This window comes from Litorivivens sp., from assembly GCF_057445395.1.
In genome coordinates this window covers 1-20526 of record NZ_JBVBUV010000066.1, presented here as the reverse complement: position 1 = coordinate 20526, position 20526 = coordinate 1, and the positions used below count along the sequence as shown (strand labels likewise).

Below are 20526 nucleotides of genomic sequence, written 5' to 3'. Positions count from 1 at the left end.
GCACATAAGTGTATTGGCATGCACTTTTCGCAGATGGAGTACAAGTGCTTTCTCTACCAGTTCTTGTTGAAATATGATTTTTTTGCAAAACACACTAAAGAACCTTTTATGCAGACCTTGCCTTTGCCGAAGCCGACTGATGACATGCCGGTAGAACTGTTAATACGATAGCTAGAGGTCTTATTTTGTTAAACAAGCTGAAAGCGCAATTGTTTCGTGGTGGTTTCAAAATTGCGAACAATCTACTGTGGCGCGGTCGCAATCGTTCGGTTGTAACCCATGATTATGTCCTTGCTGGTGGTCAGGTATCTGTTCGGTGCTATACGCCGGATACGGAGGCGCCGCGCCCTGTAATGCTCTATTTCCACGGCGGCGGCTTCGTAATTGGCGATGTTGCCTCCTATGACGGCTTCTGCCGCGACTTGTGTCAACGGGCGCAGATAGCGGTCGTGTCGGTGGATTATCGACGTGCGCCGGAATCGTTGTTTCCTGCCGCCGTAGATGATTGCATGGTTGCATTGGACTGGCTTGTGTCACAAACGCAGGTTCATGGTCTGTCATTGGAGCGTGTTTATATCGGCGGCGACAGCGCCGGTGGAAATCTGGCAGCGGTGACCACGCTGGAAGCACGAGAACGATATCCCGGCCTGTTAAAGGGCCAGCTGCTAATCTACCCAGTGACGGATCATTACCAGTCAGGGTTTGCTTCCTACAAGGAATGCGGGAAAGGTTACCTGTTGACTGAAAAGCAGATGATCTGGTTTTGGGATACGTATCTGGGGCGCTCGGAGAAAGAAGCGTTTGTTGATCCCCGGGCCACACCGCTGCGGCGCGACGACCTCGGGGGGCAACCGGTCACGTTATTGATAACCGCCGAACTGGATCCGTTGCGCGACGAGGGGCGGGCTTACGTTGAGAAACTACAGACGGCAAGCGTTGCTGTGTCGCACGCAGAATACGAAGGCTGCCAGCACGGGTTTATCGGCATCATGGGCCCCACAAAAGACCATAACCGGGCGATGGAGGATATTGTCGCCTGGTTGCGTCATCTGGAGTTATGACGCGCTCCGCGACTGAACCCTTTCCATTCGCCGGTGCGAATCTGCGCTACCAGCGGCGCCTCGCCTGCGGCTTGATTCCGTTGCTCAATATGCTCAGTGATCGCGGGGTTGATATTGATGCAGTGCTTGCCCCCGTGAATATCCGGCGGTTTGAGTTGTTCGACCCCGCATTCACAATCAGTCGAGACGATGAGTTTCGGATTGTTGAGGCGGCGCTGCGGTATCTGAGAGAGCCAGCGCCGAGTCTGGCGTTGGCGCATTACTATCACCTGCACAATTTTCTAATGCTTGGTCTGGCGATGCGAGCCTGCGCCACCTTGGGTGATGTATTTGAGCTGATTATGCGTTATCCACGACTGGTCTGGGGTGTCTGTGAAACCCGGGGGACAATGCAGGGTGATTTAATTCGGTTCGATCTCCAGGCAGGGAATAGCCCTGTCGAACGCTTTTTGCTGGAGCGCGACATGGCGTGCATGAAAACGCTGTTTGGCGAGGCCCTCGGCGCCAGCTTTATTATTGAACGTGTGGGCTTTTCCCATGACATTAAAGAATCGTTTGCGCTTTATGAGCACTTTTTTGGTTGTGAGGTACTGTCCGGGCATGAAATTGCATTCCTTGCATTCAAGGCCAGTGAGCTGGCGCGACCACTGCCCACAGCTGACCCGCTGGCGTTGGAATTTTACGAAGCGCAATGCGCGCGGCAGGCCGCGGAAATGGATGCTCCATTCCGATATGCCTGCGTTGTTCGCGATCGACTATTAATCCAGACCCCCATTCCAGATTTGCAGGCACTTTCGTCTGATCTGGGTGTTGATGGTCGCACGCTGCAGCGGTACCTCAAGCGCGAGCAGGTGACATTCAGTGAAATACTGCGCGACGTGCGTGCCAAACGTGCCAGAGACAGACTGAGCTATTCAGCTGCGGCGATCGAGGAGATTGCGTTGGAGCTTGGCTTTAACGATGGGGTTGCGTTCTCCCACGCCTTTAAAACGTGGGAGGGAGTATCGCCTCAGCAGTGGCGTAAGGGTCAGGATTCGGCCAGGGAATAGGTCTCTGTGTCGTTCTGCGCTTGCACCGACACGTGTTCAAAATCGTCGAGATTGCAGGTTTTCATCATGCGGGTCCAGGCCTTCCAGCTATCGGGCCAGGTGAGTGGATCGCCATCGGCATCAAGGTACCAGCTCTGACAGCCGCTGGCCCATATGGTATGGGACAGTTTGCCTTTCAGCTTAGCGTACCAGGAATCCAGCGCGGAGCGTTTTACTTCAACGGTTTCCAGAGTGCCACTCTGCCACGCATTGATTAGTTGTATTGCATAATCGGCCTGCTTTTCGCTGATGGCTATCACCGAGTAGTTACCAACTGGGCTGTTGGGTCCGAGGGTTAGAAAGAAGTTCGGGAAGCCAGGAAGGCACATGGAACGGTATGCCACCATTTTTTTGCGCCAGACATCGTTGATGGTGATGCCGTCCCGGCCTTCTAGTGAGATGGGGCGCATAAAGGCGGTGGAGTCGAATCCGGTCGCCATGACGAGGATATCCAGCTCGTGGTGTTGGCCGTCAGCGGTCACAATCCCATTGGGGACTACCTTCGCTATTTTCTCTGTGACGAGGTGAGCATTAGGTTTTTGCATCGCATCGTAAAAGCGTCCATTCATCACAACCCGTTTACAGCCGAACGTATAGTCGGGCGTTAGCTTTTTACGGAGCTCAGGGTCTTTGACTTTCTGTTTCAAGTGGCGGACCGCATTCCATGCAAACAGCTTGTGCATTGTGCGGTAAAACAGTGACTGGCTGGTCAGCGCTGTCGTGCCTTGTTCGAAAACATAGAGAGACAGGTTTTTTACGCGTTCTATGCGAGAGGGCTTAGCGCGAAACTTGGCCTTGTCGCTTTCGCTGTAGGGCTTGTTATCAGTGTGTACGATCCATTGTGCGGTGCGTTGGAAGACCGAAACCTGAGTATTCTCGGTATCTATGAGTTCAGGAATAATTTGTGTGGCACTGGAACCGGTGCCTATCACGCCAATCTTTTTTCTTTTGAGTTCAACCGAGTGATCCCAACGCGCGGAATGCATTTTGGGGCCGGCGAAATTTTCGAGTCCAGGTATCTCTGGGTATTTTGGACGGTGCAGAAAACCCGTGGCTGAAAACAGAAAGTCTGCCTCGAAGTGTTTGTCGTTGGCGGTTTCGACCTGCCAGCGACCGCGTTCGTAGTGGCAGCGAGTTACCTCTTCGTTGAAGTATGTGTGCTCGGCTAACGCATAGCGGTCAAACACCGATTGGAAGTAGGCACATATCTCGTGTCCCGGCGCGAAAAAGCTGCTCCAGTCCGGGTTGGGGGCAAAACTGTAGGTGTAAGCATGTGATGGTACATCGCAGGCAACACCGGGGTACGTATTTTCGCGCCAGGTGCCACCAACTGAGCCGGCTTTTTCAAGTAGCGTTATATTGTTGATGCCGGCGAGCTTGAGCTTTATCGCCAGACCAATGCCGGTCATGCCGGCACCGATTATCACCACAGAAGGGTTTTGCCGTTGTGTGTTCATGTGTGGCACCTTGTATCCTGATCTGCTATCACCTTAGCGAAAGCGCCTGCCGAGCTGAATGTCGTCGGCTGCGCAGAACCTGATATTTCGCGACAGCAGCTAGACAAACACCGTAGCGTTGATGAATTCCACCTGCTGCCGCATTTTTTCCACGATCGGGTAATTGTCTTCCAGGCTCCAGGCTAGCAGCGTGGCTATGCAAAGGCCGATGATGATGTCGGTGAGTGTGTCGTCGGAAAAATCGTGTTGCAGCTGGTTCTGTGCCCGGGCCTCGACAATGATCTGCCGGATCAACGACGTAAATTGAGCGCGTTGTTCACTTTGCAGGTCGCTTTCTGCAGCGCCGCTGATGAGATAGAGATTGAGCAATTCTTTGTAGTGGTCTTTCACCCCGGAAAGTTCCTTGGCAATGCTCTTTAGACAGAATGCGACACGCTTCTTCGGATCGTTTATGCGTGTAATCTGGTCGGAAAAAGATTGGTAGGCGCGGTGGCTAAAGGTGCTGGCTACATGGCGAAGCAGATGTTCTTTGGTTGGGAAATGGTTGAAGAACGTTTTATGGGCGATATCCGCCTCTTTGATAATGGAAGCGATGCTGGTGTCAGAAACACCGTTTTCTTCAAACAGCCGCACAGCGGCTTCCGTAATCTTCCGCCGGAATTCCAGTTTGCGTTTTTCTATGCGGTTGATGGGTTGGGCGGCTGTCATGCGCGTTGAAACCTCAGGTGCGTCGGCGGAAGGCGGGGTTGCTCAAAATTGAGATTGTAAATCAAATATACTGTAGTATATTTAGAGATAATAATATAAATCGTCCGGAAAATCATGTCCGAGAGCGACGCTATTGATGTCCTTCTGAACGGCGCCAATTCTGCGACCGTAACGGGGCAGTGCAGGCAGTATGGCTGCCAGACGCTGGCAGCTACCGAGGTCGAGGTCTCTAGACTGCGCCTGTCCATCCACTTTCGCTCGATTTCATTATCCGATCAAAATCTATCGACACTGCCGCCGTCAAAGCTAAAGCCAAGGCCAAAGTGCCGGCCGAGCGATGAGCCTCATATTGTGCCGTTGGCGTTAAGCCTACGTTTTTTAGGCGCAGAAAATAATAATGCAGGGGGATGCACGTATGAACGTCTGGTTTAGGCTGCTTACTATAACGATTTGCATTTCCCCGCTAACGTCAGCGCTGGCGCAGGATGCTGCGGCTAAGGAGCCGACAGCCCGGTCTAATGTGCTTGAAGAAGTGTACGTCACGGCGCGCAAGCGAACCGAGAAACTGCAGGAGACGCCGGTGGCGGTCAGTGCGCTGGATGCTGATGCCTTGGCTGAAGCGGGCATTACGGCGATTACCGACTTGCAACAGTCGGTGCCGGGGCTGCAGTTCGGTGAAAGCGGTTCGAAAACACCGGCCATTTTTATTCGTGGAATAGGTCAGCGCGAGGCTGCGGCGGTGCTCGACCCCGGAGTTGGGGTTTACCTGAACGGTATATTCATTGCGCGGCAAGACTCCCAATTACTCGATACCGTTGATACTCAAACGATTCAGGTCCTGCGTGGGCCGCAGGGTACGTTGTTTGGCAAAAACAATACCGGCGGCGCAATACTGGTATCAACCCGTGAGCCGGATCTTGAGTCACTAGAGGGTTCGCTGTTGCTCAGGCCAGGTAATTTTGGTCGGCGCGATGCAAAATTCAGCGGCAATATTCCGTTGGTTGAAGGCAAGGTTGGATTGCGCTTCGCGCTCAACAGCAAGCGCAGTGACGGCTACTTTGACAATCGCTTTGACGGCGGCACTTTTGGCGATGAGGACCGGGTTGCGGCAACCGGGCGTCTGTTGTGGGATGTGAGTGAGACATTTTCCGTCGATGTTTTCAGTTACTGGAGTCGGCAGGACGAGCTCAGCACGGGTATCAGCTGTCTCCTGCAAAACCCTGAATCCAATATTGCCCAGCTGCGTTATCCCAACCGCCCGGATTTTGCCGATGCCTGCGCGGCAAGCGAAGCGGCGGTTGATGATCGTGAGTTGGTGGTTAATCGCGCAGACAGTCGCATCGCCATGGATACAAGTATTTTTGCGCTGACGTTGAATTGGGCATTATCTGACGACTACGAGCTGAAAAGTATTTCCGGCCTGAGCCTGCAAAATAATATCGTGCGTAATGACGATCAGGATGGCACTGAGATCAGCGCAGTCAACAATGGCAGCATCGCGCTGAACTCTACCTTGGAGGCTGACGGCGAACCGGTTCCGGAAGAAGAGCGTATGCAGTTCAGTCAGGAATTGCAGTTGAACGGTGCGGCGTTCAGCGATCGCCTGCAATTTACCTTGGGGGCATTTGCGTCGCTGGAAACGATTGATGACAACCCCTTTGCGCAGTTGATCGGTCCCAAGGGTCTGGGTGGCATCCGGCCGTCCACCGCCTGTGCGGCCGGCTCGCCGGCGCTGGGTGCGCTGTGTGTCGGCGTGGATGATGGTTTTGTATTTCCACTGGCGACCTTTCTGGCGACCCGCAGCAATCTGGAAAACAAAAGCTGGGCGCTGTTTGCGCAGGGCAGCTATGAGCTGACCGAATACCTGTCGTTGACCGTTGGCGGGCGTTATACCTATGAAGAGCGAGAGCGTGACCTCACAATCTTTGAGATTGACCATCAGGAATACGGCCAGCGCCTGAGCAGTTTCGGTTTCCCAACCAGTTATATCAGTCAGGCCGGTTTCTACTCGCCGGTGCCGGTGCCGATTTTCGACCAGATAGGACAGAACATCCCGGACCTACCGGTCATTGTTCGCGAATCTCGCGACGTAAAACAGGCGGATTGGACAGATTTCTCACCGTCGGTCACCTTGTCGATGGTGGCGCCCGGCGAATGGCTCGACACCATGAACCTGGACAGCTTCATGGTGTATGCCACCTACAGTGAGGGCTTCAAGGCTGGTGGCTTTGAGCCGCGGGGCCCAGAGCTGGTGCCCTTTGAGCCAGAGCAGGTTAATAATTATGAGGTGGGCGTTAAGCTCGATGGCCTGAACTCGCGATTGCGCTTCAATGCAGCGCTTTACCGCCTGGATTACGAGGAGATTCAGGTGCGCGTGGCAGAGCAGGGTGAGCGCATCAGCGATATTTATCTGTTCCTTTCGAATGCTGGCCTGGCGACTGTGCAGGGCCTTGAAATGGAGTCCACCCTGGTGCTCGGTAACTGGTTCCTACAAGGTAGTTTTTCCTATACTGATGCCAGTTATGATGAGTTCATGGGGCAGATTGTTATTCCGGGGCAGGGGCAAGATACGGTAGATCGCAGTGAAGAAGACTTTGCGCTAGTTCCGGAAGCGACCTACTCCCTTGCGGTGATGTACCAGTGGATGACGCCGATCGGACTTATTATGCCGAGGTTGGCTTATTATCACCGCGACGAACTATTTACCGGTATCGACTTTAAAGCGGTGGAGTACGAGAGCTCCTACGTTGATGCGCTGGATATGTTCAATGCGCGTTTGAGCTGGATACCCTCGGAGACATTTCGCCTGACAGCGTTTGTAGACAACCTGGCCGACAGGGAATATTTCAAAAGCGGGTTTTCGGTGAGTGCAGCGCTCGGCGCGGCTACCCTGGTGCAAGGTAATCCGCGCACATTTGGTCTGGAAGTTGCGCTCGACTTTTAGCCAGATCTTACGTCTTCGGCGCGGGGATTTTGAACACACCGCTGCCACGCGCTTTTACTCCCGCTTCAGATCGAATAAGCCCTGAGGCAAAGCCTGTGGTCTTTGTCGTTTTAAGGCACTCGGCCTCAACCCATAACCACTCGCCTTCTTTTGACGCGCTGAGGTAATCAATGCTGATGTTGATTGTTGGTGTTTGGTAATTTTTCGCTTCAAACCCGATAGCACAGGCGAAGGCGATATCGAATAACGCCATGGTGACCGCGCCGTGGCAGATTCCCATGCTGTTCAAATGCTGTTTTTGCAGTAACAGCCCTACTTCCGGCGCGCTGTCGTCGGATACCTTTATGTAAACCGGGTGCAGCGCATCGTTAAAGGTGCCGTTCAGAGGGAGGGGGGTAAAGCCTTCGGGTGGTTTGGCCTGCTGCATTGTTTTCTCCTCAAGTGATCCAGTTATTGTGCCGAATGCGTAATGTGCACAGGTATACAGCTTGTTAATGAATTGTGCGGTCGCTCACGCTGGCTGTTCAGGTTTGGTTAACCCGCTGCAACTTACACTGGCGCCATATTTTGCTGTAACGATATAGGGAGGTTTTAATGCGTGTGAACAAGGGGATAGCTGTTTCAGGCCTGTCGTTGTTGATGGCTTTGAGTGCCCCAACCTGGGCGCGTGATACTTGGTACATCGGTGCGACATCTTACGAAACCACCATGAACAACAACACGGTGCACGATCGTGAGCGGGTAGAGAACTGCACGCTGGTCGCCTGTACCTCTTCGATTGTGTCGCGCGACTACCGCGGACGCTTCGACACCGACCGCCATCCAGCAATCAACTTTGGTTTTATTAACCGTGACGGCTGGCGTACAGAGTTCGAGTATACCGAGGCAGATTTCGGTATTCGTTCACAGCAGTCAAAGGAAGATTCGATTGAATCACGCAGAGTGATGGCGAGCTTTTGGCGCGATTTCAAATTCAATGATTCGCCGCTGGGTACGTACCTCGGTTTCGGCTTTGGTCTAGGGCAGCTGAAGCAAGGCCCGGCCGACGATGAGTTTGCTGTGGCTCAACTGGGTGGCGGCGTTACTTATGCGGTAACCCGGAACCTCAGTCTTGACTTGGGCTATCGCCTGTATTCCGCTGAGCCGGATATTGAGCTGGAAGACGACAATCGTCGCATCGACCTCGATAATCGCGGTCACAGCTTTAACTTCGGTGTTCGTTACTACCTCTATTGATCCATTCAGGTTCTCACCTTAAACCCGCTGGCGTAACCCGCCTGCGGGTTTTTTTGTGGCTGTACAGGCCGCTGCTGAATCTTTATCCTCAGTGCCAACATGGAGCTGCGCCGAGAGGAAAAATAATGAAAGCACGCATCGCTGTACTGTTGGTCGCCCTGCTAGCGACAGCCTGTTCCAAACAATCGGGAAACACCACGGCCGTTGGGAAAGACGCAGATCTAGACAGTGGTGCGCGGATCGCAGCAGCCGACACCACACCTGAAGTATGGCTCAGCCACGGTCGCGGCTACAGTGAGCAGCGTTATTCTCCGCTAACGCAGATTACCACTGAAAATGTTGAACGCCTGGGACTGGCCTGGGCCTTTGATCTGGGTACCAGCCGCGGCATCGAGGCGACACCACTGGTTGTCGACGGCCGTATCTACGTGACCGCTACCTGGAATGTTGTCTACGCTCTCGATGCCAAAACCGGTGAGGAAATCTGGAGCTTTGATCCGCAGGTGGATCGCAGCAAGGCCGCTGATCTGTGCTGCGATGTAGTCAATCGCGGGGTCGCCTGGTGGGACGGTAAAATCTACACCGGTACTATTGATGGTCGATTACTGGCTTTGGACGCCGCTACCGGGCGCAAACTCTGGGATGTGGTCACCGTAGACCAAAATAAACCCTATACCATTACCGGCGCGCCGCGGGTGGTAAAAGGAAAGGTGCTGATTGGTAACGGTGGCGCTGAGTTTGGTGTGCGGGGCTATATTTCTGCCTACGACGCTAATACCGGTAAACAGGTATGGCGTTTTTATACGGTGCCCGGTAATCCCGAGGCGGGCTTTGAATCTGAAATTATGGCCGAGGCCGCGAAGACCTGGACCGGGGATTGGTGGCGCTTTGGCGGTGGTGGCACCGTTTGGGATTCCATGGCCTACGATCCGGAGCTGGACCTGCTGTATTTTGGGGTAGGCAACGGCTCGCCCTGGAATCAAAGCATTCGCAGCCCGGAGGGCGGCGATAACCTGTTTCTGTCGTCGATTGTGGCGGTCAAACCGGATACCGGTGAGTACGTGTGGCATTACCAGACCACGCCGGGCGAAACCTGGGATTACACAGCCACCCAACACCTGATTCTGGCAGACCTGCAGATCGGGGAGGATACCCGCAAGGTGATCATGCAGGCGCCGAAAAACGGGTTTTTCTATGTGATAGACAGAGCTACCGGTGAGCTGATTTCGGCAGAAAACTATGTGCCGGTGAATTGGGCCAGCCATATTGATACGCAAACCGGGCGACCGGTGGAACTGCCTGAGGCGCGTTGGGGTGGCCGCAAACCATATTTACAGTTGCCGGGACCACTGGGCGGGCACAATTGGCATCCCATGTCCTATAGCCAACAAACGGGGCTGGTATATATACCAGCACTTGAAACCCCCTATATTTATGCGGACGAAGAAGCGTTTAGCGCCAGTGAGGTGGGTTGGAACGCGGGAGCCGACGCCAGCTTTGGTTCCTTGCCAACGGATATGGCCCAGTTCAAGGCGATGCGCGCGGCTGTAAAAGGACGCCTGCTGGCCTGGGATCCGGTTGCCCAGAAAGCTGCCTGGAAGGTTGAGCACAACAGTCCGTGGAATGGCGGGGTGTTGTCCACAGCAGGAGGCTTGGTCTTTCAGGGCAATGCGGATGCTAAATTTGTGGCCTATGACGCGCGCACAGGCAAGCGCCTGTGGGATCACTTTGCTCAAACCGGGATTGTCGCCGCGCCCATCAGCTACCAGATTGATGGCGAGCAATACATTGCCGTGGCTTCGGGCTGGGGCGGCGCCTTTGCCTTGATATACGGTGGGCTTTTTCCGGCGGAAAGCGCACCGGGCGTTGGGCGCCTGCTGGTGTTCAAGCTTGATGGCAAGGCCAGTTTGCCGGTGATGCCAGAGCGGCATCTCGCCAAGCCGGATGTACCCAAACCAACCGTTGATGCAGCAGCGCTAGCGAAGGGCCAGAAGCTTTATAACAGCTCCTGCCTGGTGTGCCACGGAGATCACGCGGTTTCCAGTGGTCTGTTGCCCGATCTGCGCTGGTCGCCGCTGTTGGCGCATGAGGATGCCTGGCACAGTGTGGTGATTGGCGGTGCGCGCGTGGGTCAGGGTATGCCGTCGTTTAAATCGGATGTGACCAAGCAGCAGAGTGATCTGATCCGCCAGTATGTGATGTCAGAAGCTAACGAGCCGCTTGAGGTGAGAGTAAAAGCGCAGCAGTAACACGCCGTCAGGGCCGGCTCTTATCTGGAGTCGGGGTATTTGGAGGGAATTTCAATACCTGGAGTTCAGATAAGATGCGGGCCTTGCTGCGAATCGCCGATTCAGGCAACCCCCTTTAAGGTGCGATTGATCCACCCCAGCAGAAACTTCGACTGGCTTTTGTCGCGGTTCACAATTTCTGCGTAACGAGCCACCTTTGCCATGGCATAGCGGTAGAGAAATTCGTTTGGCGGAAAGTCGTTCAGTTTGCCAATGGTGACAGGGCCAATAATGCCATCGGCAGTGACGCCCAGAACGCTCTGCGCCAGTTTGGCGGCGGTGCCAAGACCTGCGTTTACTGCAAAATCAAACAACGTTTCCGCAATGCGCTGATCGGCGATGTCGTCGCCGCGCAGACGCTGCCAGAAGTGCTCGCGGTAGAAGGTGTTTACGCAGTCGAACAGGGCCGGGTTTTGCAGGTCGTCGCTATCGATAAATTGCCAGCCCGCCCAGTGGGGGTGGAAGCGGCGGGCTACACCGGCATAGGTATCGCCGCCGCGGTCGTCGGGCACGTTGTGGAGGATATAACCGCCTTCATTGCGGATCATTTCTTCAAATGCGGGTGCGAAATCAGCCATGTGCATTCCCTGCCAAGACCAAGTGGCTAAAACCATACACCGGCTTTTCCGTAAAGGTCAAAAAATTACGGTGGCGCGCAAGGGCCCCCGCCACTAAGCTGAGAGCAACGGAAAAAGGGGAGTACAGATGGAGTTATCACTGGCACTGGTAGTCATTCTGGTTAGCGGCATTCTCTGTCAGTGGCTTGCCTGGCAATTAAAGATTCCAGCCATCGTGCTCTTGGCCACCGCGGGCCTTATTCTTGGGCCAATCTCGGGTTGGGTGCAACCGGCTGTGGATTTCGGCCCCAGTCTTAACGCAGTGATTCAACTGTTTGTCGCGGTGATTTTATTTGAAGGTGGCCTTAACCTGCAGTTGCACGAATTGCGGGAGGCAGGCCGTGTTGTGCGGCGTCTGACCTCGGTAGGGGTGCTGGTCGCCTGGGTACTGGGCACGCTGGCGGCGTATTTCGTGGGTGGTCTGGGTTGGCCGGTAGCCCTGCTGCTGGGCGCCATTCTGGTCGTAACTGGCCCCACCGTTATCATGCCGCTGCTCAAACACGCCAACCTGAATCGCCGGACCTCGTCCTACCTTAAATGGGAGGGCATTATTAACGACCCGCTGGGCGTCATGCTGGCGGTCATTGTTTACCAGTATTTCCTTTATTCCGGCGAAGGCGGTGGCCTTGGCGTTGCGCTGACCAGTCTGCTCACGGCAGTGGTGGTTGCCGTGCTGATTGGCGGTGGTGGCGGCTACCTGCTTGGTACATTCTTTCGGCGTGGCTGGGTGCCCGAATATCTCAAAGCGCCCATGATCATTGCTGTGGCGTTGGGCGTGTATGCCCTATCTCACCTTGTACTTCATGAATCCGGGTTGCTGGCCGTGACGGTGATGGGGGTAGTGATGGGGAATATGGGCCTGCGCAGTATTGAGGAGATGCGCCGTTTTAAAGAGTACATCACCATTATTCTGGTGTCCTTCCTGTTTGTGATACTCACCGCGTCGCTGGAGCCGCGATTGCTCAAAGAGATTAACTGGCAGTTGATCGCGATGCTTCTCACCGTTCTGTTTGTGGTGCGTCCACTGACGGTTTGGATCTCCACGGTGGGAATCGACATGCCCTGGCAGGAGCGCTTTCTGGTGGGCTGGATTGCACCGCGCGGTGTGGTAGCGGCAGCATCGGCTGGTGCGTTTGCTCCGGCGATGATCGAGGCGGGCTATGACGGCGCTGACCTGCTGGTACCCGCTGTTTTTCTGGTGATCTTTGCCACGGTTATTTTGCATGGCTTCAGTTTGGGGCCACTTGCTACCCGCCTGAAATTGCGCGCAGAGGGTTCGGGGCGTGTCTTGATCGTCGGCGCATCTCCCTGGTCAGTGCAGTTGTGCAAAGTACTCAGAGAGCTGAAGGTGGACGTGTTGCTGGCAGATGCTGACTGGTCGAGGCTGCGGCCGGCGCGTCAACAGGGTGTACCCACCTGGTATGGTGAAATACTCTCGGACCGCGCAGAAGAAGCGCTTGAGCTGGACGGTGTAAAAGTGGTGTTAGCCGCTACCGGCAATGTGGCTTACAACTCAATGGTGTGTAACCACTTTGCGGCGGAGATAGGCAGAACACTGGTCTATCAGCTAACCGATGCCGACACGAATGATGACAGCGATCGGCGAAAAGTTTCCCATGTGCGTCGGGGGGTCAGCGTATTTTCTCGCAAGGTCACCTTTGGCGCGCTTTGGAACAATCTGATACGCGACTGGCGTTTTCAGAAAACCCGGGTTACCGATGAGTTCAGCGGTGAAGACATTATTATGCAATTACCGGGCGATGCGATCATGCTGGCAGTAGTGAGTAAAGAAGGTCGGCTTGATTGGGTGTCGCAGGAAAACCCGACACTGAAGGTGGGAGAAACTCTGGTGAGTTTTGTTCCGCCAAGTCAAAGCTAAGCTGATACGAGAGCGTGCCTTGAAAGCGAGATTGGTGCCGGTGGGAGATGAGCATATTTTCGCGCAGTTTATTGCGCTGATCGCCTGCGGCGCAGGCTCCTACCGCGGCGGTAGGAGCCTCGGATAACTACCGAGCTTACTTGAGCTTCTTGTATTTCACACGCTCTGGCTGGGCTTTTTCGCCCTTTCGCTCGATCAGGTCTGCATGGTACTCGGTGTAGTTGCCTTCAAAGAACACCACTTCTGAATTGCCTTCATACGCCAGTATGTGGGTGGCAATACGGTCGAGGAACCAGCGGTCGTGCGAGATCACCATGGCGCAGCCGGGGAAGGTCAGTAGTGCTTCTTCCAGTGCGCGCAGCGTTTCAACGTCCAAGTCGTTTGAGGGTTCGTCTAGCAGCAGCACGTTGCCACCCTGACGCAGAGTGCAGGCTAGTTGCAGGCGGCCGCGTTCACCGCCGGACAGTTCGCCGACGCGTTTTTGCTGATCAGAGCCCTTGAAGTTGAAGCGACCGATATAGGCGCGCGAGGGGACTTCGTAGCCATTGATATTCAGGATGTCGTGACCGTCGCTGACGGCTTCCCAAACGGTTTTGCTGTCGTCGAGGCTGTCGCGCATCTGATCCACGGAAACCAGTTTCACGGTATCACCAATCTCGATGCTGCCGCTGTCGGGCGTTTCCTTGCCATTAAGCATGCGGAACAGGGTCGACTTACCGGCACCGTTGCCGCCGATCACGCCGACGATGGCGCCTTTAGGTACGGAGAAGCTCAGGTTGTCGAACAGCAGTTGCTCGCCGTAAGACTTACTGACGCCCTCGACCTCAATAACTTTGTCGCCAAGGCGCGGACCCGGTGGAATATAAATTTCATTGGTTTCGTTGCGGGTTTGAAATTCCTGGCTTTGCAGTTCTTCAAAACGCTGCAAGCGGGCCTTGCTTTTGGCGCGGCGGCCTTTGGGATTGCTACGTACCCACTCCAGCTCTGACTCGATGGTCTTTTTGCGAGAGACCTCCGATTTCGCCTCCATCTCCAGGCGCTTTTCTTTCGCTTCCAGCCAATCGGAATAATTGCCTTCATAGGGAATGCCATGGCCGCGGTCGAGTTCCAGGATCCAGCCGGCTGCATTGTCGAGAAAGTAGCGATCGTGTGTGATGGCAACCACGGTGCCGCTGAAGTCGCAGAGAAACCGCTCCAGCCAGGCGACCGATTCTGCGTCCAGGTGGTTGGTGGGCTCGTCGAGTAGCAACATGTCTGGGCCGGACAACAAGAGACGGCACAGTGCTACGCGGCGTTTTTCACCACCTGACAGATTGCCAATTGTTGCATCCCAAGGCGGCAGGCGCAGGGCGTCGGCTGCTACCTCCAGCTGGTGATCCAGGTTGTGGGCGTCGGCCGCTTGGATGATGTTTTCCAGCTGCTGCTGCTTTTTGGCGAGTGCGTCGAAATCGGCGTCTGGCTCGGCATAGGCCGCGTAGACTTTTTCCAGCTCTATCTGGGCTTCCTTCACTTCACCCAGGCCTTCTTCCACGCATTCGCGAACCGTTTTCTCCGGATCGAGTTGTGGTTCCTGTGGCAGGTAGCCCACTTTGATGCCGGGCTGGGGGCGGGCTTCACCATTAAATTCGGTATCGACACCGGCCATGATGCGCAGCAGTGTGGATTTACCGGCGCCGTTCAGGCCGAGTACGCCGATCTTGGCACCCGGGAAAAAGGAGAGAGAAATATCCTTGAGAATTTGACGCTTGGGCGGCACAACCTTGCCGACCCGGTTCATTGTATAGACGTATTGGGCCATGTTGGGGTCTCATTGGTAGCGTTGGAAAAGATGGGCGCAAGGTAGCTGACTTGAGCGGTGGAATCAATTCCAACGCTTTCCCCCTCACCCTGACTCACCCCCCGGGAGAGCGAACCTTCAGTGCGCCCCCTCTCCAGAAGGAGAGGGGTGAGGGGAGGGTTTAACGTGCGGCGTTGGCGAGCTTGCGATTATCAACTTCCTGCTGAGCAAGATACTCGTCATAAGTGCCCTGAAAGTCGATCAGCTGCTGATCTTTGATTTCAATAACACGGGTCGCCAGCGATGACACGAACTCGCGGTCATGGCTGACAAAGATCAGGGTGCCATCATAATGCTCCAATGCCAGGTTGAGGGCTTCGATGGCCTCCATATCCAGGTGGTTGGTGGGCTCGTCCATGATTAGCACATTGGTGTCCATCATCATTAGCTTGCCGAACAGCAGGCGGTTTTTTTCGCCACCAGAGCAGACTTTTGCCTGCTTGTTGAAGTCGTCCGAGGAAAACAGCAGGCGCCCCAGTGTTGCTCGCACAATCTGGTCGTCGTGGCTGGGCTTGCGCCATTGACTCATCCAGTCGAACAGATTGAGGTCATTGTCGAAGTCGGCGCTGCTGTCCTGAGGGCAGTAGCCTAGGCTGGCATTCTCAGCCCATTTCACCACGCCTTCGTTGGCCTGGAGCTCATCCATCAGGCAGCGGAGTAAGGTGGTTTTACCAGCGCCGTTTTCCCCAATAATGGCCAGGCGACTACCAGCGTCAAGAATCATGCTGCCTTTGGCGAACAAGGGTTTGTCGAAACCGTGACCGATATTTTCCAGTGTCAGTGCCTGACGGTGCAGTTTTTTCTCCTGCTTGAAACGGATGTAGGGCGATACCCGGCTGGAGGCCTTGATCTCGTCGAGCTGGATTTTCTCGATCTGTTTGGCGCGCGAGGTAGCCTGTTTGGCCTTGGACGCATTAGCCGAAAAGCGACTGACAAATTGCTGCAGATCAGCGATCTGGGCGGATTTCTTCGCGTTCTGAGCTTGCAGCCGCTCGCGGGCCGCAGTCGACGCGGTCATGAAATCATCATAGTTGCCGGGGTAAACCCGCAGTTCGCCGTAGTCAATGTCGGCCATGTGGGTGCACACGGCGTTGAGAAAATGGCGATCGTGGGAAATGATTACCATGGTACTTTTACGCTGGTTGAGTACATCTTCGAGCCAGCGGATAGTGTGGATGTCGAGGTTGTTGGTAGGCTCGTCCAACAGCAGAATATCTGGATCGGAAAACAGCGCCTGTGCTAACAGTACCCGCAGTTTCAAGCCGGGAGCGACTTCGCTCATGGGGCCGAAGTGGTATTCCTGAGGAATGCCTGCGCCGAGCAGGATTTCGCCCGCGCTACTTTCCGCGCTGTAGCCATCGAGCTCCATAAAGCGAGTTTCCAAATCAGCCACTTTCATGCCGTCTTCTTCAGACATCTCTGTCTGGGAATAGATGCGATCGCGCTCCTGCTTCACGTCCCAGAGCTCTGTGTGGCCCATTATTACGGTGTCGATGACCGAGAATTTTTCGAAGGCGAACTGGTCCTGAGAAAGCTTGCCCACGCGCTCATTGGGGTCGGTCGAGACATTGCCGGAACTTGGTTTGAGGCTGCCGTCCAGAATCTTCATGAAGGTGGACTTGCCGCAGCCGTTGGCGCCGATTAGCCCGTAGCGATTGCCGCCTCCGAACTTTACAGAGATATTTTCAAAAAGGGGTTTGGCACCAAATTGCATGGTGACGTTGGCGGTGGTGATCAAAAAGAAAATCCTTTGCGTGTAAAACGCAGTATGGGTTGAGAAAAATGCGTTGATTGTCGGACGGTTGCTAACCGACGGTCGGTGGAACAGTGCAGGGCACCCATTCCCACCATTCGTGCTCACCTTCGTCACCGGTTTCTTTCTTGCGGTGCACATCCCAGGTCACGAGAAAATCCGGGTTTTCAATGGTCTGCTCTTCACTGTCGGTAAAGGTGCCTTTGGGAGCAATAAACCAGCAGCTCAACTCCGGCGGCAGGGTAAAATCGCGCTCGTCTTGCAGCGGACGCAACACAATGCCTTCATCGCCAGCGCTTTGGACCCGGGCGGCGAGCATACGCTGGTTCAGTACCTCACCGGCCGGATTGTAGTAACTCAGACCCAGTACGCAGCTTTTGCCTACCAGGTCTGCCAGATCGCTTACGGCATTAGCCATCGTTAAAACAACACTCTGCAGCGCAGTGTGCCGTTAATCTCTTTGAGCTTGCTCAGGGCCAGTTCGCTATAGGCCTGATCTACATCTATTACCACATACCCAACCGATTCATTGGTTTGCAGGTATTGGCCAGAAATGTTGATGTCGTTCTCAGAGAAAATCTGGTTGATAGCGCTCATCACGCCGGGCACGTTTTTGTGTACGTGCAGCAGGCGGTGGCGACCATCTTGTGACGGCAGGGCGACTTCCGGGAAGTTCACGGAAGTAACGGTGGTGCCGTTGTCGGAATATTTCACCAGCTTCTCGGCCACTTCCATGCCGATGTTTTCCTGAGCCTCTATCGTGGAGCCGCCGATATGGGGTGTTAGAAATACATTGTCGAATTCGCGTAGTGGCGAAATAAATTCGTCGTTGTTGCTTTTCGGCTCTACCGGGAATACGTCGATGGCAGCACCCAGCAGGCGCTTTTCGCGCAGGGCGTTGGCGAGGGCGTCAATGTCGACCACCGTGCCTCGCGAGGCGTTGATCAAAATCGAGCCCTGTTTCATCTGCTCGAATTCTTTGACGCCAATCATGTTCTTTGTGGAGCCAGTTTCTGGCACGTGCAGGCTGACGATATCTGCGGTACTCAGCAACTGGCTCAGGCTCACCTGCGAGGCGTTGCCCAGCGGCAGTTTGTTAACGGTGTCGGCAAACATCACCTTCATGCCCAGCCCTTCGGCCAGCACGGAGAGCTGCATGCCGATTGAGCCGTAACCGATAATGCCTAATTTCTTGCCGCGAATCTCATAAGAGTCGGTAGCAGATTTCATCCATTCCCCGCGGTGGGCGGCGGCGTTTTTCTCGGCTACGCCGCGCAGTAGCAAAATGGCTTCGGCCAGCACCAGTTCGGCGACGGAACGCGTGTTGGAGTAGGGGGCGTTGAACACCGCCACACCGCGCTCCAGGGCTGCCACTAGGTCGACCTGATTGGTGCCAATACAGAAACACCCCACGGCATTGAGTTTGGGTGCCTGTTCCAGCACTTCGCGGGTGAGCTGGGTGCGGGAGCGGATGCCGATGAAGTGGGCGTCCTTGATGCTCTCCAGCAGCTCGTCACCTTCGAGCGCCTTTTTATGGTACTCAATATTGGTATAGCCAGCGTTTTCCAGCAGGGAGACGGCGGATTGGTGTACGCCCTCCAGCAACAGGAACTTTATCTTGTCCTTGTCGAGAGATTTCTTTGCCATGGGTCTAGGTATGTCCAGCGGTACAGGAAAAGGCGCGTATGGTACCATACGCGCCCTTTCAGAATCGCCTGTTTAGCCACCCGTTTTACAGACCTGTTTATAGAGGCTATTGCCCCCATGAATGCAGCCGCTAGCCGTGAAAGCGCCGACGTTATCATTACCCAGCTTAAAGAAATTGTAGGCGGCGCTAATGTCCGCTGTTCTGACGATGATTTCGCCACCTACGGGCGAGACTGGACCCGCGCGGTAGATCCAGCGCCAATTGCCATCGTATTCCCCCGTTCTATTGAGCAGGTACAGGCGGTGGTGCGGCGGGCCAATGATCTGGAGTTTGGGATTGTCCCCAGCGGTGGTCGCACGGGCCTGAGCGGCGGTGCGGTGGCAGCCAATGGCGAGGTCGTGCTGGCACTGGATTATATGAATGCAATCAAGCACTTCGATCCCATTGATCGCACTGTGCAGTGCGAGGCCGGGGTGATCACTGAGCAGCTTCAGCAATACGCTGAGGAGCAGGGTTTGTTCTATCCGGTGGATTTTGCATCTGCCGGTTCCTCCCAGATAGGTGGCAATATCTCCACCAATGCCGGCGGTATCAAGGTGATTCGCTACGGCATGACCCGCGACTGGGTGGCTGGTCTGAAGGTGGTGACCGGCACGGGTGAGCTGCTGGAACTGAACAACGGCCTGCTGAAAAATAACGCGGGCTATGACCTGCGCCAGCTCTTTATCGGCGCTGAGGGCACCCTGGGCCTCGTGGTGGAAGCGACCATGCAACTCACCCGCCAGCCCCATGATCTGACCGCGATGGTGCTGGGGGTGCCGGATTTTGATGCCCTGATGCAGGTTTTCAACCGTTTTCAGGCCTCGATTGATCTTACGGCCTTTGAGTTTTTCTCCGAGCAGGCCCTGCAGAAGGTAGTAGAGCATCAGGGGCTGGCTCGCCCCTTTGACAGTGCGACGCCGTTTTACTGTCTGCTGGAGTTTGAGCGACTGAACGAGCAGGTAGAAGAACAAGCCATGATCCTGTTTGAAGAGGCTGTGGAGAAGGGTTGGGTGATTGATGGCGTTATGAGTCAGTCACTGGAGCAGCTGAAAAACTTGTGGCGTTTGCGCGAAGATATTTCAGAGACCATCTCTCGCTGGACCCCCTACAAAAACGACATTTCCACCGTTATTTCCAAAGTGCCAGAGTTTCTGGTGGCGGTAGAAGATGTGGTCAACGCCCGTTACCCGGATTTCGAGATTATCTGGTTTGGCCATATCGGCGACGGCAACGTGCATCTGAATATCCTCAAACCCGACAGCCTCGATAAAACCACCTTCTTTGAGCAGTGCAGTGAAGTGAGCCTGGAGGTGTTCGACATTGTCGAGCGCTTCGGTGGCAGCGTATCGGCCGAGCACGGTGTCGGCCTGCTGAAAAAAGACTATCTACAATACTCGCGCAGCCCCGAGGAAATTGCGCTGATGCGTCACGTGAAGCAGGTTTTTGACCCCAACGGTGTAATGAACCCTGGAAAAATTTTCGACTAAAAGGGCTTTGCCATGTATTCGCAACACCGTTTTATCGATGGTCGCCCGCTGGAGATGCCACCGGGAAAAATCGTCTGTGTGGGCCGCAACTACGCGGCTCATGCCAAGGAATTAAATAACCCGGTACCCGAGCAGCCGCTGCTTTTCATCAAACCCGCCAGCGCCCTGGCTGCCTTGGAGGCGCCAATAGCGCTCCCACAGGGCAAGGGTGAATGCCACCACGAACTAGAAGTCGCCCTGCTGATCGGCTCGACGTTAAGCCAGGCGAAACCTGAGGACTGCCTGGCTGCGATAGCGGGATACGGCTTGGCACTCGATCTCACCCTTCGGGAGCTTCAGTCAGAACTAAAAGCCAAAGGCCACCCCTGGGAGAGAGCCAAAGCATTCGACGGCGCCTGCCCGCTGTCGGCATTTGTTCCGGCAGCCGGTGTCCCCAACTGGCGAGAGTTACGTTTTGAGCTGCATCGCAACGGTGAACGGC

16 protein-coding genes are annotated in these 20526 nt (G+C 54.9%); 8 read left to right on the top strand and 8 right to left on the bottom strand.

Going from position 1 to position 20526, the window contains the following annotated elements; all coding sequences use genetic code 11:
- Positions 1 to 185 precede the first annotated feature (185 nt).
- A complete protein-coding gene (locus AC222A_RS15370) occupies positions 186 to 1061 on the top strand; it encodes an alpha/beta hydrolase (protein ID WP_372780890.1) in 876 nt (291 codons plus the stop codon).
- The gene (locus AC222A_RS15365) at positions 1058 to 2110 is read left to right on the top strand and encodes an AraC family transcriptional regulator (protein ID WP_486775202.1); all 1053 of its coding nucleotides are present in this window, start codon (positions 1058 to 1060) and stop codon (positions 2108 to 2110) included. Before AC222A_RS15370 ends, AC222A_RS15365 begins: the two co-directional genes overlap by 4 nt.
- Here the strand turns inward: AC222A_RS15365 and AC222A_RS15360 are convergent.
- Both AC222A_RS15360 and AC222A_RS15355 read right to left on the bottom strand, forming a co-directional pair.
- Positions 2089 to 3606, bottom strand: coding sequence for a flavin-containing monooxygenase (locus AC222A_RS15360; RefSeq protein WP_486775201.1), 1518 nt, complete (start codon positions 3604 to 3606; stop codon positions 2089 to 2091). The genes AC222A_RS15365 and AC222A_RS15360 overlap by 22 nt on opposite strands.
- 99 nt (positions 3607 to 3705) lie before the next feature.
- On the bottom strand, positions 3706 to 4314 hold the full coding sequence (locus AC222A_RS15355) for a TetR/AcrR family transcriptional regulator (protein WP_372760516.1): 609 nt from the start codon (positions 4312 to 4314) through the stop codon (positions 3706 to 3708).
- Positions 4315 to 4729: 415 nt separating this feature from the next.
- On the opposite strand from AC222A_RS15355, the gene AC222A_RS15350 reads away from it, so the two are divergent.
- The gene (locus AC222A_RS15350; RefSeq protein WP_486775200.1) at positions 4730 to 7258 is read left to right on the top strand and encodes a TonB-dependent receptor; all 2529 of its coding nucleotides are present in this window, start codon (positions 4730 to 4732) and stop codon (positions 7256 to 7258) included.
- Between the two features lie 7 nt (positions 7259 to 7265).
- On the opposite strand, the gene AC222A_RS15345 is transcribed toward AC222A_RS15350, so the two are convergent.
- Entirely contained in the window at positions 7266 to 7685 is a 420-nt protein-coding gene (locus AC222A_RS15345; protein ID WP_372759642.1) for a PaaI family thioesterase, read from the bottom strand.
- Between the two features lie 167 nt (positions 7686 to 7852).
- Here AC222A_RS15345 and AC222A_RS15340 point away from each other — a divergent pair, with 167 nt between their 5' ends.
- Together AC222A_RS15340 and AC222A_RS15335 are read left to right on the top strand one after the other, a co-directional pair.
- Positions 7853 to 8494, top strand: a complete 642-nt coding sequence (locus AC222A_RS15340) for an outer membrane protein (RefSeq protein WP_372759643.1) — start codon at positions 7853 to 7855, stop codon at positions 8492 to 8494.
- Positions 8495 to 8619: 125 nt separating this feature from the next.
- Positions 8620 to 10743 carry a PQQ-dependent dehydrogenase, methanol/ethanol family gene (locus AC222A_RS15335; RefSeq protein WP_372750037.1) on the top strand — a complete coding sequence of 708 codons (2124 nt, stop codon included), beginning with the start codon at positions 8620 to 8622 and terminating at the stop codon, positions 10741 to 10743.
- 101 nt (positions 10744 to 10844) lie between these two features.
- Here the strand turns inward: AC222A_RS15335 and AC222A_RS15330 are convergent, their stop codons facing one another.
- Entirely contained in the window at positions 10845 to 11360 is a 516-nt protein-coding gene (locus AC222A_RS15330; protein WP_372750038.1) for a glycoside hydrolase family 108 protein, read from the bottom strand.
- A gap of 127 nt (positions 11361 to 11487) precedes the next feature.
- Here AC222A_RS15330 and AC222A_RS15325 point away from each other — a divergent pair, with 127 nt between their 5' ends.
- Positions 11488 to 13278 (top strand): cation:proton antiporter, encoded by a 1791-nt coding sequence (locus tag AC222A_RS15325; RefSeq protein ID WP_372759147.1) that lies wholly within the window; start codon positions 11488 to 11490, stop codon positions 13276 to 13278.
- Positions 13279 to 13414: 136 nt separating this feature from the next.
- Here the strand turns inward: AC222A_RS15325 and ettA are convergent, their stop codons facing one another.
- From ettA to serA, 4 genes are all read right to left on the bottom strand, one after another.
- Positions 13415 to 15076, bottom strand: coding sequence for an energy-dependent translational throttle protein EttA (gene ettA / locus AC222A_RS15320; protein WP_372759146.1), 1662 nt, complete (start codon positions 15074 to 15076; stop codon positions 13415 to 13417).
- Between the two features lie 160 nt (positions 15077 to 15236).
- Complete coding sequence (locus AC222A_RS15315; RefSeq protein WP_372759736.1) at positions 15237 to 16853, bottom strand: ABC-F family ATPase; 1617 nt, start codon at positions 16851 to 16853, stop codon at positions 15237 to 15239.
- Between the two features lie 67 nt (positions 16854 to 16920).
- Positions 16921 to 17286 carry a hypothetical protein gene (locus AC222A_RS15310; protein WP_372759734.1) on the bottom strand — a complete coding sequence of 122 codons (366 nt, stop codon included), beginning with the start codon at positions 17284 to 17286 and terminating at the stop codon, positions 16921 to 16923.
- A gap of 2 nt (positions 17287 to 17288) precedes the next feature.
- On the bottom strand, positions 17289 to 18515 hold the full coding sequence (gene serA / locus AC222A_RS15305; protein WP_372782582.1) for a phosphoglycerate dehydrogenase: 1227 nt from the start codon (positions 18513 to 18515) through the stop codon (positions 17289 to 17291).
- A gap of 117 nt (positions 18516 to 18632) precedes the next feature.
- Between serA and AC222A_RS15300 the strand changes: the two genes are divergently transcribed.
- Together AC222A_RS15300 and AC222A_RS15295 are read left to right on the top strand one after the other, a co-directional pair.
- Positions 18633 to 20045, top strand: a complete 1413-nt coding sequence (locus AC222A_RS15300) for an FAD-binding oxidoreductase (protein WP_486775199.1) — start codon at positions 18633 to 18635, stop codon at positions 20043 to 20045.
- Positions 20046 to 20057: 12 nt separating this feature from the next.
- Positions 20058 to 20526, top strand: a 469-nt coding sequence (locus AC222A_RS15295) for a fumarylacetoacetate hydrolase family protein (protein ID WP_486775198.1), incomplete at its 3' end; no start/stop codon positions are given.

Excerpts from the sequence above, each read along its gene's own strand:
- AC222A_RS15365 (WP_486775202.1), top strand. The coding sequence starts at position 1,058 with ATGACGCGCTCCGCGACTGAACCCTTTCCATTCGCCGGTGCGAATCTG.
- AC222A_RS15360 (WP_486775201.1), bottom strand. The coding sequence starts at position 3,606 with ATGAACACACAACGGCAAAACCCTTCTGTGGTGATAATCGGTGCCGGC.
- AC222A_RS15355 (WP_372760516.1), bottom strand. The coding sequence starts at position 4,314 with ATGACAGCCGCCCAACCCATCAACCGCATAGAAAAACGCAAACTGGAA.
- AC222A_RS15350 (WP_486775200.1), top strand. The coding sequence starts at position 4,730 with ATGAACGTCTGGTTTAGGCTGCTTACTATAACGATTTGCATTTCCCCG.
- AC222A_RS15345 (WP_372759642.1), bottom strand. The coding sequence starts at position 7,685 with ATGCAGCAGGCCAAACCACCCGAAGGCTTTACCCCCCTCCCTCTGAAC.
- AC222A_RS15340 (WP_372759643.1), top strand. The coding sequence starts at position 7,853 with ATGCGTGTGAACAAGGGGATAGCTGTTTCAGGCCTGTCGTTGTTGATG.
- AC222A_RS15335 (WP_372750037.1), top strand. The coding sequence starts at position 8,620 with ATGAAAGCACGCATCGCTGTACTGTTGGTCGCCCTGCTAGCGACAGCC.
- AC222A_RS15330 (WP_372750038.1), bottom strand. The coding sequence starts at position 11,360 with ATGGCTGATTTCGCACCCGCATTTGAAGAAATGATCCGCAATGAAGGC.
- AC222A_RS15325 (WP_372759147.1), top strand. The coding sequence starts at position 11,488 with ATGGAGTTATCACTGGCACTGGTAGTCATTCTGGTTAGCGGCATTCTC.
- ettA (WP_372759146.1), bottom strand. The coding sequence starts at position 15,076 with ATGGCCCAATACGTCTATACAATGAACCGGGTCGGCAAGGTTGTGCCG.
- AC222A_RS15310 (WP_372759734.1), bottom strand. The coding sequence starts at position 17,286 with ATGGCTAATGCCGTAAGCGATCTGGCAGACCTGGTAGGCAAAAGCTGC.
- serA (WP_372782582.1), bottom strand. The coding sequence starts at position 18,515 with ATGGCAAAGAAATCTCTCGACAAGGACAAGATAAAGTTCCTGTTGCTG.
- AC222A_RS15300 (WP_486775199.1), top strand. The coding sequence starts at position 18,633 with ATGAATGCAGCCGCTAGCCGTGAAAGCGCCGACGTTATCATTACCCAG.